We start from the raw sequence: 13,560 nt of genomic DNA, 5'->3' as shown, positions 1-13,560 counted from the left end.
GGAGAGGACCGACATGGATTCGCGTGAACTGCTCGCCGCCGCACTCGACGCCGCCGCCCGCGGCTGGCACGTATTCCCGCTCCGCCCTGGCAGCAAGCGCCCGGCCGGGCACAACATCGATGCCTGCCCCCGCACCGGCCGGTGCGCCGATGGTCACCGGACGTGGGAGCAGCGCGCCACGACCGACCCGGACAAGATTCGCGCGGCGTGGTCGCAGGACGCGTACAACATCGGGCTGGCCACCGGCCCGTCCGGGCTGTGTGTGATCGACCAAGACGTCCTCAAGCCCGGGGAGAAGGCCCCTGCGGACTGGGCCGCCAAGGGCGCGACCTGTGGTGAGGATGTGCTGGCGCTCGTGGCGGAGGAAGCCGGGGAACCGCTGCCCGGGGACACCCTCACCGTCCACACCGCGTCCGGTGGGCTGCACCTGTACTACCGGATCCCGGGGGACGTGACATTGCGCAGTACAGCGGGGGATCGAGGGAATGGTCTCGGCTGGAAAGTCGACACCCGTGCATGGGGCGGCTACGTGGTCGCCCCGGGCAGCATCACCGCGTCCGGCCGCTACGGCTACCTCTACGACGGGCCGGTCGCGGCACTGCCGGCATTCCTGGTCGACCGGCTGACCCCGCCTGCTCTGCCACCTGCCCCGGTGGTGCCGATCCGGCCGTCGACCGGCCGCCGTGACCGCTACGTCACCGCGGCGATCCGGGCGGAGGCCGGGAAAGTCGCGGACGCCAAGACCAACCGCAACGCCACCCTCTACGCCGCCGCGATCGCGCTGGGGCAGCTGGTGGCCGGGGGCGCGCTGGTCGAGGACGAGGCCCGGGCGGCGCTGATGACCGCGGCCGGACGGCACATCGGCATCCGGGCCTTCACCGCCAGCGAGGCCAACACCACGATCACCTCCGGCCTCGCGGCCGGGGCCAACCGTCCTCGCCGGATCGCCTGAACCACCTGCACTACGAAGGGCTTGAAACCCATGACAGCCACGACTTCCCCGCGTGCTCTGGCACCCGTGCCGAACCTGCCCGCCCGCCGTACCCGGTGGACTGACGCGGAGCTGATGCGAGAGGAGTTCCCGCCGCCGAAGTGGGCCGTTCCTGGTCTGCTGGCGGAAGGGCTGAACCTGCTGGCCGGTGCGCCGAAGCTGGGCAAGTCGTGGCTGTCTCTCGGGCTCGGGGCCGATATCGCCAACGGCGATCCCGCACTCGGTTCGATCGAGGTGGAGCGCGGCCCGGTGCTCTACAACGCGCTGGAAGACACCGGCCGTCGCCTGCAGCGGCGCCGCCGTCAGATGCTCGCCGCTGGCGGCCGCGCCGCGCCCCTGCTCACCCTGGAAACCGCCTGCCCCACCATGACGGCCGGTGGCGAAGAAGTGCTCATCGACTGGTTGGAGGAGAACCCGCACGCCCGCCTGGTCATCATCGACACCTACGAGAAAATGCGCGGCTCCGACTCTCCCGGCCAGTCCGCCTATGCCGGGGACTACGCCGCTGCCAGCAGGTTCAAACGCCTCGCTGACCACTACTCCGTACCGTTCCTGCTCATCCACCACGTCCGCAAACAAGGCGCTGAGGACTGGCAGAACTTGGTGTCCGGCACCGCCGGACTCACCGGAGCAGTCGACGCCACGCTCGTACTCGAACGCGGCCGCGGACAAGCCGATGGGGTACTTCACGTCACCGGCCGCGACGTCGAAGAAGCCGACTACGCCATGACTTTCGACGCCCAATGCGGCGCCTGGACCAAATTGGACGGACCCGCGTCCGACCACACCGTCTCCGACACCCGCGCGGACATTCTCCGCCTGCTCCGCGATCACGGACCGATGAAACCCGCCCGGATCGCCGAAGCCCTTGCACTCGTGCCCAACACCGTCCGGCAGACCTGCAAACGGATGCACGAGGCCGGGCAACTGCAGGTCTCCCGCGACGGCACCTACAGCGCGCCCGGAACGGAGTGACAGCCATGACCCACCACCACCGTCACCCAAACCTGGACTGCCGCGCCAGGGAGGGACGTGACGAACGCCAGGTCAACGCGCCGAAAGGACGGATCCGGATGTGTCGCTCAGCCGCCGAAGGTGGACGTCGCTGCAGCGGATCGAGCTGCGGAGCAGCCGCCGCCCGCCGCCGCCAACAACTCTGCCGCGCTCGCAAAGGACTCACCGCCGCATACGTCGGGGGCGATCCCGGCCAGATCGCCGCCGCCGAAGCCAAATACGCCGCCGTCATCGGCGATAAGCCCCCCGTCCCCACCACGGCGCCCACACCGGAGAAGCCCGTGACCGAACCCGACAAGCCCGAACCCGACACCTCGAGAACCGCCACCCCGAAGACCGACGCCACGAAAACCGGCACCACCGAAGACCGCATCCGCGCAGCATTCAAGTCGCTGGCGAAGCAGCAGGGCGACTGGATCCGCATCGTCCGCATCCGCGAAGCGGTCGGAGGGGACGTGACACACGACGAGATCACACAGGTACTCACCGACATGATGCGCCGCGGCGATGGCGTCCACCTCGCCCCGGACTCCAACCGCAAGGTCCTCACCGAGGACGACCACAACTCCGCCGTCAAGATCGGCGGCGAGGACAAGCACCTCGTGGCCATCGAACCCCCCTGCATCCCCGGAGCCGCCGACCACATCCGCGCCGTCGGCACCGCCAACGCCACCGACGAAGAACTGGAAAACGGGCTCAACGCCCCCGAAGTCACCGGCGCGCTCTACGACGAGATCCGCGCAGAACAACGCCAGCGCAAGCAAACCTAGCGCCAACAGGCACGTGTCACGTCCCCGCCAGGTGTGACACCCGGGACCCCTCCTGGCTGTCACCCCTGTCACCACTGTCACTCCGCAACGCTGACCAGCACAAACAGCAGTGACAGCCAGAGTGACACCCCCGACCACCTGTCACCCGGGACAGCAAGGCCCCGTCTCCGCTGTCACCCCTGTCACCCCGACCCCTTGACCAGCAAAAACACCAGTGACACCTGAGTGACACTGCCTATCCCGGAGGACAGACCCATGACACGACCAGCCGCCAGCGTTCACGCCGACGAAAGGTCACCCGCGCCATGGATGAGCGCTATCTCAACGTCGAACAGGTCGCCGAGATTCTCGGTACCACGGAGCGTTTCCCGCGCCGCCTGATCGAAGAACGACGAATCGAGTTCGTCAAAGCCGGGCGACACGTCCGAATCGCCGCAAGCGTTCTGGCCGCCTACATCGCCGCAAACACCGTGACACCTCGACTTACTCACTCGAAAGGGGTCGCCTGATGGCAAGCAAACGACGCGACTGGGGCCGCATTCGGCAACTGCAATCCGGCCGCTGGCAGGCACGCTATCCGGGACCGGATGGGGTGCTTCGGCCAGCTCCCGAGACGTTCGAGACGCGCAAAGCGGCCGCCGGATGGCTCGCAGAGAAGCAAACCGAGATCGAGAAAGAGGACTGGGTCGATCCGGACGCGGGCAAGGTTCCGTTCATGAGCTACGCCACGAAATGGGTCGCTGAGCGAAAGCTGAGCGAGACCACCCGTGAACGCTACGAAGTGATTGTGCGGAGGCAATTCGAGCCGACGTTCGCGGATAAGAAGGTCGCGGATATCAAGGCTGCGACGGTACGACGCTGGCGAAGCGAGCTCACGAGCGCAGGGGTTGGTGCGCCCACGGTCGCGAAGTCGTATCGCCTGCTGCGTGCGATCTTCAATACGGCAGTGAATGAAGATCGGATGGTCAAGCGGAACCCCTGCAATATCAAGGGTGCCGGTGATGACGACTCGCCGGAGCGCTCCGTCCTAAGTGTCCAGCAGGTGTTCGCACTCGCGGACGCGGTGACGCCGCGGTACCGAGTCCTCGTGCTGCTGGCGACCTTCACGTCCCTGCGCTTCGGTGAGCTCGCGGCACTGCGGCGGCGTGACATTGACCTGTTAATCGGGGAGGTTCGGGTGCGTCGGTCACAGGCCGAACTGCGGGGGCGCACGGTTATCAAGGGGCCGAAGAGTGCGGCAGGAAAGCGGACCGTCGCCATTCCGGCGGCCATCATTGGCGATCTCCGCAAGCACCTGGAGCGCTACTCCGAGTCTGGCGCAGACGGCGTTGTGTTCATCGGTCCGCAGGGCGGTGTCCTACGACGTCGCAACTTCCGGCGACTGTGGACGAAGGCGCTCAAGGTTGCCGACATTGACGAGGGCGTGCACTTCCATGACCTGCGCCACACAGGTAACCAGCTGGCTGCAGAAGGTGGTGCGACCACAAAGGAACTCATGGCGCGGATGGGACAGTCGACGTCGCGGGCCGCGCTGATTTACCAGCACGCGACCCGAGAGCGTGACCGCGCCATCGCTGACGCGATCAGCAAGAACGTCGATGCGGTACGCAAACCGAAAGACAAACGAGCCCGCAAGCGGGCCAAATCTGATCGGAAGGGGCACGCGGGGGGCACGCAGGGCGGTAAGGCAGCCTGAAACGACAATGGCCTGGTCGGAGGAAACCCTCTGACCAGGCCATTTGTGGGTGGAGCTGAGGGGAATCGAACCCCTGACCCCTGCCTTGCAAAGGCAGTGCTCTACCAATTGAGCTACAGCCCCGGGTCGCAGGCGATCAGGATAGCCGCCTGCGGAAACCTCAGTTGTTGCGGGACGCGTCCGCGGCCTTGGCCGGGGCGCTTCCGTTCGTGGAAACGGCGCCGAGCGGACGCTCGGTCGGCGCGGTGGCCTCACGCCAGAGGTCGGCCTCGGCCTTGGCTGCCTTGTTGCGCTTGATCACGAACAGCACGCCGCCCGCGATGACCGCGAGTGCCAACAGCTTCTTCATCAGAAGCCCCCTCTTTCCGCCGAGTTGCTCCGCTTACCCACCGATGCTACTGCACGCCGCTCCCCGGACGCCTGGCGCCCACGTTCCACGTGGAACCACGCCATGACCCGCGACGGCCACGCGACCCACGGCAACGGACCCGCCACGGCAACGGACCCGCCACGGCCACGCGACCAAACACATTGGGGGGTCCAGGGGGGCGAAGCCCTCCCTGGCGGGGGTTTGGGGGTTCGACCCTCAAAACGAAGAACACCCGGTCGCGGTTCGCGATTTCCGCGAACACAAACCGGGTGACTGGGTGGGCCCACCAGGACTTGAACCTGGGACCTCTTCGTTATCAGCGAAGCGCTCTAACCGCCTGAGCTATGGGCCCGAACGAGGAGAAGATTACAGGACGCCTTTCGGCGTCCTGCAACCGGGTTCACTCTCGTTCGGAAAGGGTCACTTCGAGGCCTCCGGCCAGATCGGCGGAGACGTTGTAGATGAACGCGCTGACCGTGGCCAGCGCCGAGATCAGCACGATGTTGATGGCGCCGAGGATGGCCGCGATCCCGAAGACGCGACCGGCACTGATCAACGGGTCGGCCGGCGCGTCGGCCCCTTCCCCGCCGACGAGCGACGAGTAGGTCCCGTTGAGTTTGTCCCAGACGCCCATGCCGTCGAGGACGGTGTAGAGGACGCCGACGGCGACGAGCCACACGAAGAACAGCGCGACGCCGAGGACGAGGGACAGTTTCAGCACCGACCAGGGGTCGAAGCGTTTGATCTGCAGGCTGGCGCGACGCGGTCCGCGGCCTGGGCGGCGGAGCGCGGTCGGAGCGGCGCGGGTGCGGGAGGCCGACGGGATGGCGGAGGGGGCGGGTTGGTCGCCCTCTCCGCTGTCGCCGAACAGCCTCTTCGCGGCGGTGCCGCTGACCCCGTGGTAATCGGTCACGGTCGCCGCGTCCTGCTTCGGTTCCGAGTGGGCCACGTCTTCGGTGGCGACCGAAGAAACCGAGACCGTCTGCTCACTGGCGCCTTCGGCCTCCCCGGCGCTGTCGCGCTGCCAAGGCGGGCTCGACGAACCCGCCTGCGAGCCGCCTGCTTCGGGCTTCTCGGATGGTGTCACGAGGTGTCAGTCCTTACCCAGTACGTGGGGCGTCGCTCACTGCTCCGACGCCGGCGTGTCTTCTTCTCCTTCAGCACTGCCTGCAGTGGCGACGTCTGAGGGCTCGTCCGCGTTGCGTGCGACCGCGAGAAGAGTGGTTCCTTCGTCGAGATTCATCAGCCGCACTCCCTTCGTCTGCCTGCCGGCCTTGCGCACCTGTCCGGCCGAAGTCCGGATCACCCCACCGCTGGAAGTGATGGCGTAAAGCTCGTCTTCGGCGTCGACGATGACCGCGCCCACCAGCCTGCCACGTTTCCGGTCGTACTGAATGGTGAGCACACCCTTGCCGCCGCGGCCTTGGACCGGGTAGTCGTCGGTCGGGGTGCGCTTGGCGTAACCGCCGTCGGTGGCGACGAGGAGGAACCTGTCCGGCTGGACGACGTTGATGCCGAGCAGTTCGTCACCGTCGTTGAACCGCATGCCCAGCACACCGGAGGTCGCGCGGCCCATCGGGCGCAGTGCCTCGTCGGTGGCGTGGAAGCGGATCGACTGGCCTTCCGCGGACACCAGGAGCAGGTCGTCTTCCGCGGCCGCGAGCACGGCCCCGACCAGTTCGTCGCCTTCGCGGAGGTTGACCGCGATGAGGCCGCCGGCGCGGTTGGAGTCGAAGTCGGTGAGCTTGGTCTTCTTCACCAGGCCTCGCCGGGTCGCGAGCACCAGGTACGGCGAGACCTCGTAGTTCGGGATCTCGATGACCTGGGCGATCTTCTCGTCCGGCTGGAACGCGAGCAGGTTCGCGACGTGCTGGCCGCGCGCGTTGCGGTTGGCCTCGGGCAGGTCGTAGGCCTTGGCCCGGTAGACGCGGCCCTTGTTCGTGAAGAACAGGATCCAGTCGTGGGTCGAGCAGACGAAGAAGTGCTGGACGATGTCGTCCTGCTTGAGCGTCGCGCCCTGGACGCCCTTGCCGCCGCGCTTCTGCGATCGGTACAGATCGGTTTTCGTTCGCTTGGCGTAACCCGTGCGGGTGATGGTGACGACGACGTCCTCGACGGCGATGAGGTCTTCGACCGAAACCTCGCCGTCGAACGGGATGATCTTGGTACGCCGGTCGTCGCCGTACTTGTCGACGATCTCCTGCAGTTCCTCGGCGATGATCGAGCGCTGCCGCTCGGGCTTCTCGAGGATGTCCTTGAGGTCGGCGATCTCGAGTTCGATCTCCGCCAGGGTGTCGACGATCCGCTGCCGCTCCAGTGCCGCGAGACGGCGGAGCTGCATGTCGAGGATCGCGGTCGCCTGGATCTCGTCGACGTCGAGCAGGCTCATCAGGGCGGGCCTGGCCTCTTCGGCCGAGGGCGAGCGCCGGATCAGGGCGATGACCTCGTCGAGCATGTCCAGCGCCTTGACCAGACCGCGCAGGATGTGGGCGCGCTCCTCGGCCTTCCGCAGCCGGAAGCGGGTCCGGCGGACGATGACCTCGATCTGGTGCTTCACGTAGTGCCGGATCATCTGGTCCAGGCGCAGCGTGCGGGGCACGCCGTCGACCAGGGCCAGCATGTTGACACCGAAGTTCTGCTGCAGCTGGGTGTGCTTGAACAGGTTGTTCAGCACGACCTTCGCGACCGCGTCGCGTTTGATCGTGACGACGATGCGCATACCGCTGCGGCTGTTGGACTCGTCGGCGATGTCGGAGATGCCGGTGAGCTTGCCGTCGCGGACCAGGTTCGCGATGTTCTCGACCAGGTTGTCCGGGTTGACCTGGAACGGCAGCTCGGACACGACCAGGATCGTGCGGCCCTTGGCGTCTTCTTCGATTTCGACGACCGCGCGCATGCGCACGGAGCCGCGGCCGGTGCGGTACGCGTCTTCGATCCCGGAGGTGCCGAGGATCATCGCCTTGGTCGGGAAGTCCGGGCCCTTGACCCGGACCAGCAGCGCGGCGAGGAGTTCGTCGTCGGTCGCCTCGAAGTTCTCCAGCGCCCATTTGACGCCTTCGGCCACCTCACGGAGGTTGTGCGGCGGGATGTTCGTCGCCATCCCGACCGCGATCCCGGAACCACCGTTGACCAGCAGGTTCGGGAACCGCGCCGGCAGGACGTCGGGCTCCTGGGTGCGGCCGTCGTAGTTGTCGGAGAAGTCGACGGTGTCTTCTTCGATGTCCTGCAGCATGTGCATCGCGAGATGCGCGAGCCGGGACTCCGTGTACCGCATGGCCGCAGCGGGGTCGTTACCCGGCGAGCCGAAGTTGCCCTGGCCGTCGATCAGCGGGTACCGCAGCGACCACGGCTGGGCGAGCCGCACCAGCGCGTCGTAGATCGCGGAGTCACCGTGCGGGTGGTAGTTGCCCATCACGTCGCCGACGACGCGGGAGCACTTGTTGTACCCGCGCTCGGGGCGGAAGCCGGAGTCGAACATCGAGTACAGCACGCGGCGGTGCACCGGCTTGAGGCCGTCCCGCACGTCCGGCAGTGCCCGCGACACGATGACGCTCATCGCGTAGTCGATGTAGGAGCGCTGCATCTCCTGCTGGATGTCGACCGGTTCGATCCGGTCGTGGTCCGGAGCAGGCGGCAAGGTTTCCGTCATGAGGTCCTTCTCGTGAGGGCAGTCCTGGTGGGACAGAGAAACGGGACGTGACTACACGTCGAGGAAGCGAACATCCTTGGCGTTGCGCGTGATGAAGGAACGGCGCGCTTCGACGTCCTCGCCCATCAGGACGGAGAAGAGGTCGTCGGCCTGCGCGGCGTCGTCCAGGGTGACCTGGCCGAGCAGCCGGTTCGCCGGGTCCATCGTGGTCTCCCACAGCTCTTCGGCGTTCATCTCGCCGAGACCCTTGTAGCGCTGGATCGCGTCGTCCTTGGGAAGGCGCTTGCCCCGCTCGACACCGGCCTGGATGACGGCGTCGCGCTCGCGGTCGGAGTAGGCGTACTCCGGCTCGGCCCGCGGCCACTTGATCTTGTACAGCGGCGGGCGCGAGAGGAACACGTGGCCGTGCTCGATCAGCGGGGTCATGAAGCGGAACAGCAGCGTGAGCAGCAGCGTGGTGATGTGCTGGCCGTCGACGTCGGCGTCCGCCATCAGCACGACCTTGTGATAGCGCAGCTTCTCGAGGTCGAACTCTTCGTGGATACCGGTGCCGAGCGCGGTGATCAGCGACTGGACCTCGGTGTTCTTGAGGACGCGGTCGATACGGGCCTTCTCGACGTTGATGATCTTGCCCCGGATCGGCAGGATCGCCTGGTACATCGAGTCGCGGCCTTCCTTGGCCGAACCGCCCGCCGAGTCACCCTCGACGATGTAGAGCTCGCATTCCGACGGGTTGGTCGACCGGCAGTCCTTGAGCTTGCCCGGCAGGCCGCCGATCTCCAGCGCGCCCTTGCGGCGGACCAGGTCGCGCGCCTTGCGGGCGGCCATCCGCGCCTGCGACGAGGAGATCGACTTGTTGATGACCGTCTTCGCCTCGGTGGGGTTGCGCTCGAACCAGTCGGCCAGCCACTCGTTCGACGTCTGCTGCACGAACGTCTTCGCCTCGCTGTTGCCCAGCTTGGTCTTGGTCTGGCCCTCGAACTGCGGCTCGGCCAGCTTGATCGAGACGATCGCGGCGAGACCCTCGCGCACGTCGTCACCGGTCAGGTTGGCGTCCTTCTCCTTGAGCAGCTTCTTCTCGCGCGCGTACGCGTTGACGACGCGGGTGAGCGCGGCGCGGAAGCCCTCTTCGTGCGTGCCGCCCTCGTGCGTGTTGATCGTGTTGGCGAAGGTGTACACCGACGGCGTGAAGCCGTTGTTCCACTGCATGGCGACCTCGACCTCGAGGCCGGTGCCCTTGGCCTCGAAGGAGATCACGCTGTTGTGGATCGGGTCCTTGCTGCCGTTGATGTGCTTGACGAAGTCTTCGAGACCGCCGGGGTAGCAGTAGGTCTTTTCCTTGACCCGCGCCGCCTGGCCGGAAGCGTCCTCTTCGGTCTCTTCGTCGGCGACGCGCTCGTCGCGCAGTGAGAGGGTCAGGCCCTTGTTGAGGAAGGCCATCTCCTGAAGACGCCGGGAGATCGTCTCGAAGTTGTACGTCGTGGTCTCGAAGATGTCGCCGTCGGCCCAGAAGGTGATCGTCGTGCCGGTCTCGTCGGCCGGGCCGAGGTCCTGCAGCTCACCGGGAAGCTGGTTCGTGTATTCCTGGCGCCAGCTGCGGCCGCCGTACTTGACCTCGGCGAGCAGCGTCTTCGAAAGCGCGTTCACCACGGAGACACCGACGCCGTGCAGACCACCGGACACCGCGTACGAGTCGCTGTCGAACTTGCCGCCCGCGTGGAGCACGGTGAGCACGACCTCGAGGGTCGGCTTCTTCTCCTTGGGGTGCATGTCGACCGGGATCCCGCGGCCGTCGTCGACGACCCGCACCCCGCCGTCGGCCAGCAGGGTAACCTCGACCTTGGTGGCGTGACCCGCCATCGCCTCGTCGACGGAGTTGTCGACCACCTCTTGGACGAGGTGGTGGAGACCGCGTTCCCCGGTGGAACCGATGTACATACCGGGACGCTTGCGGACTGCTTCGAGGCCTTCGAGCACCGTGATCGATGACGCGTTGTACTCGCTCTTGTTCTCGGTCACAGGCGTTGATTCTCCTCGTCTACCCCGAGCGGAAGCTCGCTCGTCTCCAGTGTACTTGGCCGCGTCCGCTGGCATGCGGCAAGGACACCCCTGATTTGCTCACAGACGCGCTAATTCGTTCGAAGAAGAGTCTTGACGTTCGCGAAGCACTCTGGGCGCCTTCTCGGGGCGCTGGTACACAGTTGTCGCGAAGCGCAACTCGGATCAGCCGTACGTGTCACGCGGTCCACGTCCTGGGACGTGCCGCGGGCCTTTCCGCCAGCTCGGCGCCGTCGGTCCCTGGATCCGCATCCTCTTCACGACGCCGTGCCCGACGCCGGCCGCGATCTTCGTCAGCAGCTGCCCCTGGAGCAGGCGCAACTGCGTCGCCCACGCCGTCGAGCTGGCGCGCACGGTCAGCTCGCCGTCCTTCAAGGCCACCGGCTGGGCGTGTTCGGCGACCTCTTCACCCACAAGCCGGGCCCAGTGACCGAAGACCTGACCGTTGGCCAGCCGGGTGTTCCAGCCGCGGTCGACCGCGATCCGGGAGGCGAGCCTGCCGAGCGGTTGCGGGTCGCGAGTGTCGGCACCCGGCCCTGACCAGCGACGACGTCGCGGGCTCTGACCGTTCGAACCGGCCCCTCCTCCGGTGATACGGCCGCGGCGCACTCCCGGTTCAACTCCGCGCGCCTTCGCTTTGGCCTTCGCGGCCTCCAAAGCGGCATGAGCGAGGTCACGACCGGTAGCCGGCTCTTTGCTGTTGTTATCGGTTGGGCCGTTCGATACCGGCGCCCGTTCACTCTGCGTGTCGAACAGGGCTCCCTCACTCGGGGTACCACCCGAGCGGGGGGTGTCAAGCCGCTTATCAGGCCCTTTGGTCACGCGGGGCGATAACGCGTTCACGGTGTTATCCACACTGTCCACAGGTTTGTCCCCAGATCGGTGGGTAACTGCTGTGGCGCCGATCACCCGGGGTGTCCGCTTCGCGGGATCACCCTCGGTTGATCTCACCATCTGCCACGAGGAACCGGTGCCCGGCCAGTTCGGCGGGTACGTCCTCGTCCACGGCGGCGGTCACCAGCACCTGCTCGGCACCGGCCGCCACCTCCGCCAGCCGGGCCCGGCGACGCCGGTCCAGCTCGGCGAACACATCATCCAGCAGAAGCACCGGTTCCCCGGCCTCGCCACGCAGGAGCTCGTAGCTTCCCAGACGCAGTGCGAGGGCGAACGACCAGGACTCCCCATGGCTCGCGTAGCCCTTCGCCGGCGCTTCGCCGAGGATGAGGTCGAGTTCGTCCCGGTGCGGGCCGACCATGCTCACCCCGCGCTCCAACTCGAGGTTCCGAGACCGTTTCAGCGCTTCTACCAGTACTTCCTTGAGCACCGCTTCATCGGCGCGAGGACCGTCCGGGGCGCCGTAGCCCTCTGGCATCGCTTCGCCGAGGCTCGACTTGTACTCGATCTTCGCCGGTCTCGAGTCGGGTGCGACCCCCATGTACGCGGCGGCCGCGTACGGCGCGAGGTCCGCGATGAGGTTGAGCCGGGCTGCCAGCAACGCGGCGCCTGCCACCGCCAGGTGGTCGTCCCAGACATCGAGCGTCGACAGCGCGTACGGGTCTTCGCGCCCCGTACGCCGCTTACCCGCCGTCTTGAGCAGGGCGTTCCGCTGCTTCAGCACCTTCTCGTAGTCGGCGCGGACCCCGGCGTACCGGGGCGCGCGCAGCACGAGGAGCTCGTCCATGAACCGGCGGCGCTCGCCGGGATCCCCGCGCACGAGTGCCAGATCCTCCGGGGAGAACAGCACCGTGCGCAGGATCCCGAGCACGTCGCGTGGCTTGCCGACCGCGCCGCGGTTGATCCGCGCGCGGTTCGCCTTGCCGGGGGTGATCTCCAGCTCGACCGTCAGTTCACGGTCTTCGTTGACCACCGCGACCCTGATCAGCGCGCGTTCGCAGCCGTGCCGCACCAGCGGCGCGTCGGTCGCGACGCGATGCGAACCCAGCGTCGCGATGTAGCCGATCGCCTCCAAGAGGTTCGTCTTGCCACGGCCGTTCTGTCCGACGAGGACGGTGGGGCCGGGTTCGAGCGCGAGATCGGCTTGGGGCCAGGACCGGAAGTCGGTGACCTGGAGATGTCTGAGGTACAACCCGCCTAGCCGCCGACCTTCTTGACCGAGTGGCCGCCGAACTGGTTGCGCAGCGCGGCGACGGCGCGCATGGCGGCGGAGTCCTCCTGGCGCGAGGCGAACCGCGCGAACAGCGCGGCCGAGATGACCGGCGCCGGGACCGCGTTGTTGATCGCCTCTTCGAGGGTCCACCGGCCTTCGCCGGAATCCTCGACGTAGCCCTCGAGGTCGTCGAGCTCCGGGTCCTCGTCGAGCGCGCGGACGAGGAGGTCGAGCAGCCACGAGCGGACGACGGTCCCCCGCTGCCAGCCCTTGATCACCGCGGGCACGTTCTCGACGACCTTCGCGGCTTCGAGCAACTCGAAACCTTCGGCGAAGGCCTGCATCATGCCGTACTCGATGCCGTTGTGAATCATCTTCGCGTAGTGACCGGAGCCCACGGCGCCGGCGTGCGAGAAGCCTTCTTCACGCGGACCCTCGGGGCGAAGCGCGTCGAAGATCGGCATGGCCTTCTCGACGTCCGAAGCGGCGCCGCCGACCATCAGGCCGTAGCCGTTGTCCTTGCCCCACACACCACCGGAAACCCCGCAGTCGAGGTAACCGATCTGCTTCGTGGCGAGCAGGTCCGCGTTGATCCGGTCGTCGGTGTACTTCGAGTTGCCGCCGTCGATCACGAGGTCGCCCTCGGACAGCAGGTTGCCGAGCTCCGCGACGGTCTGCCGGGTGGGTTCACCGGCGGGCACCATGATCCAGACGATCCGGGGACCGTCCAGTTTGGACACCAGGTCCTCGAGCGAAGTGGAGTCGGCGACGTCGGGGTTGCGGTCGTAGCCGACCACCTCGTGACCGGCGCCGCGCAGCCGCTCACGCATGTTGAACCCCATTTTGCCGAGGCCGATGAGTCCCAGCTGAGCCATGAAGATCCCCTTTGGTGCGAAACAGAAACT

The 13,560-nt window shown here is 67.0% G+C and carries 12 protein-coding genes and 2 tRNA genes; 5 read left to right on the top strand and 9 right to left on the bottom strand.

Annotated features, from left to right (window positions below):
* The first annotated feature begins 13 nt into the window (after positions 1-13).
* From ACLJRM_RS09500 to ACLJRM_RS09480, 5 genes are all read left to right on the top strand, one after another.
* A complete protein-coding gene (locus tag ACLJRM_RS09500) occupies positions 14-952 on the top strand; it encodes a bifunctional DNA primase/polymerase (RefSeq protein WP_410662783.1) in 939 nt (312 codons plus the stop codon).
* A gap of 30 nt (positions 953-982) precedes the next feature.
* Positions 983-1,966 (top strand): AAA family ATPase, encoded by a 984-nt coding sequence (locus tag ACLJRM_RS09495; protein WP_410662782.1) that lies wholly within the window; start codon positions 983-985, stop codon positions 1,964-1,966.
* A 5-nt stretch (positions 1,967-1,971) separates the two neighbouring features.
* A complete protein-coding gene (locus ACLJRM_RS09490; protein WP_410662781.1) occupies positions 1,972-2,775 on the top strand; it encodes a hypothetical protein in 804 nt (267 codons plus the stop codon).
* A gap of 305 nt (positions 2,776-3,080) precedes the next feature.
* The gene (locus ACLJRM_RS09485; protein ID WP_410662780.1) at positions 3,081-3,284 is read left to right on the top strand and encodes a helix-turn-helix domain-containing protein; all 204 of its coding nucleotides are present in this window, start codon (positions 3,081-3,083) and stop codon (positions 3,282-3,284) included.
* Complete coding sequence (locus ACLJRM_RS09480; protein WP_410662779.1) at positions 3,284-4,471, top strand: tyrosine-type recombinase/integrase; 1,188 nt, start codon at positions 3,284-3,286, stop codon at positions 4,469-4,471. The genes ACLJRM_RS09485 and ACLJRM_RS09480 overlap by 1 nt, the downstream gene beginning before the upstream one ends.
* Positions 4,472-4,521: 50 nt before the next feature.
* Here ACLJRM_RS09480 and ACLJRM_RS09475 read toward each other — a convergent pair.
* The 9 genes from ACLJRM_RS09475 to gnd form a co-directional block, all read right to left on the bottom strand.
* Positions 4,522-4,594, bottom strand: a tRNA-Ala gene (locus ACLJRM_RS09475).
* A gap of 37 nt (positions 4,595-4,631) precedes the next feature.
* Entirely contained in the window at positions 4,632-4,820 is a 189-nt protein-coding gene (locus ACLJRM_RS09470) for a DLW-39 family protein (RefSeq protein WP_037308710.1), read from the bottom strand.
* Positions 4,821-5,119: 299 nt separating this feature from the next.
* Positions 5,120-5,193 (bottom strand) — tRNA-Ile (locus tag ACLJRM_RS09465).
* A 48-nt stretch (positions 5,194-5,241) separates the two neighbouring features.
* Positions 5,242-5,928: a DUF3566 domain-containing protein gene (locus ACLJRM_RS09460; protein ID WP_101611587.1), complete on the bottom strand. Its 687-nt coding sequence runs from the start codon at positions 5,926-5,928 to the stop codon at positions 5,242-5,244.
* A gap of 36 nt (positions 5,929-5,964) precedes the next feature.
* Positions 5,965-8,490 carry a DNA gyrase subunit A gene (gyrA, locus tag ACLJRM_RS09455; protein ID WP_101611586.1) on the bottom strand — a complete coding sequence of 842 codons (2,526 nt, stop codon included), beginning with the start codon at positions 8,488-8,490 and terminating at the stop codon, positions 5,965-5,967.
* A 51-nt stretch (positions 8,491-8,541) separates the two neighbouring features.
* The gene (gene gyrB / locus ACLJRM_RS09450) at positions 8,542-10,509 is read right to left on the bottom strand and encodes a DNA topoisomerase (ATP-hydrolyzing) subunit B (protein ID WP_101611585.1); all 1,968 of its coding nucleotides are present in this window, start codon (positions 10,507-10,509) and stop codon (positions 8,542-8,544) included.
* A 204-nt stretch (positions 10,510-10,713) separates the two neighbouring features.
* Positions 10,714-11,205, bottom strand: a complete 492-nt coding sequence (locus ACLJRM_RS09445; RefSeq protein WP_101611584.1) for a DciA family protein — start codon at positions 11,203-11,205, stop codon at positions 10,714-10,716.
* A gap of 274 nt (positions 11,206-11,479) precedes the next feature.
* Positions 11,480-12,634, bottom strand: a complete 1,155-nt coding sequence (gene recF, locus ACLJRM_RS09440) for a DNA replication/repair protein RecF (RefSeq protein ID WP_101611583.1) — start codon at positions 12,632-12,634, stop codon at positions 11,480-11,482.
* A gap of 5 nt (positions 12,635-12,639) precedes the next feature.
* Entirely contained in the window at positions 12,640-13,530 is an 891-nt protein-coding gene (gene gnd / locus ACLJRM_RS09435; protein WP_410662778.1) for a phosphogluconate dehydrogenase (NAD(+)-dependent, decarboxylating), read from the bottom strand.
* Between the last annotated feature and the right edge of the window lie 30 nt (positions 13,531-13,560).

The sequence above is a fragment of the Amycolatopsis sp. lyj-84 genome, assembly GCF_046549075.1.
Classification (GTDB): Bacteria; Actinomycetota; Actinomycetes; order Mycobacteriales; family Pseudonocardiaceae; genus Amycolatopsis.
The sequence above is the reverse complement of the archived record's forward strand: the minus strand, read 5'-3'. Positions and strand labels throughout refer to the sequence as shown.

What these genes read in the sequence shown, in the direction of transcription:
- ACLJRM_RS09495 (WP_410662782.1), top strand. Translation starts at nt 983, where the DNA reads ATGACAGCCACGACTTCCCCGCGTGCTCTGGCACCCGTGCCGAACCTG.
- gyrA (WP_101611586.1), bottom strand. Translation starts at nt 8,490, where the DNA reads ATGACGGAAACCTTGCCGCCTGCTCCGGACCACGACCGGATCGAACCG.
- gnd (WP_410662778.1), bottom strand. Translation starts at nt 13,530, where the DNA reads ATGGCTCAGCTGGGACTCATCGGCCTCGGCAAAATGGGGTTCAACATG.
- ACLJRM_RS09500 (WP_410662783.1), top strand. Translation starts at nt 14, where the DNA reads ATGGATTCGCGTGAACTGCTCGCCGCCGCACTCGACGCCGCCGCCCGC.
- ACLJRM_RS09470 (WP_037308710.1), bottom strand. Translation starts at nt 4,820, where the DNA reads ATGAAGAAGCTGTTGGCACTCGCGGTCATCGCGGGCGGCGTGCTGTTC.
- ACLJRM_RS09490 (WP_410662781.1), top strand. Translation starts at nt 1,972, where the DNA reads ATGACCCACCACCACCGTCACCCAAACCTGGACTGCCGCGCCAGGGAG.
- ACLJRM_RS09485 (WP_410662780.1), top strand. Translation starts at nt 3,081, where the DNA reads ATGGATGAGCGCTATCTCAACGTCGAACAGGTCGCCGAGATTCTCGGT.
- ACLJRM_RS09480 (WP_410662779.1), top strand. Translation starts at nt 3,284, where the DNA reads ATGGCAAGCAAACGACGCGACTGGGGCCGCATTCGGCAACTGCAATCC.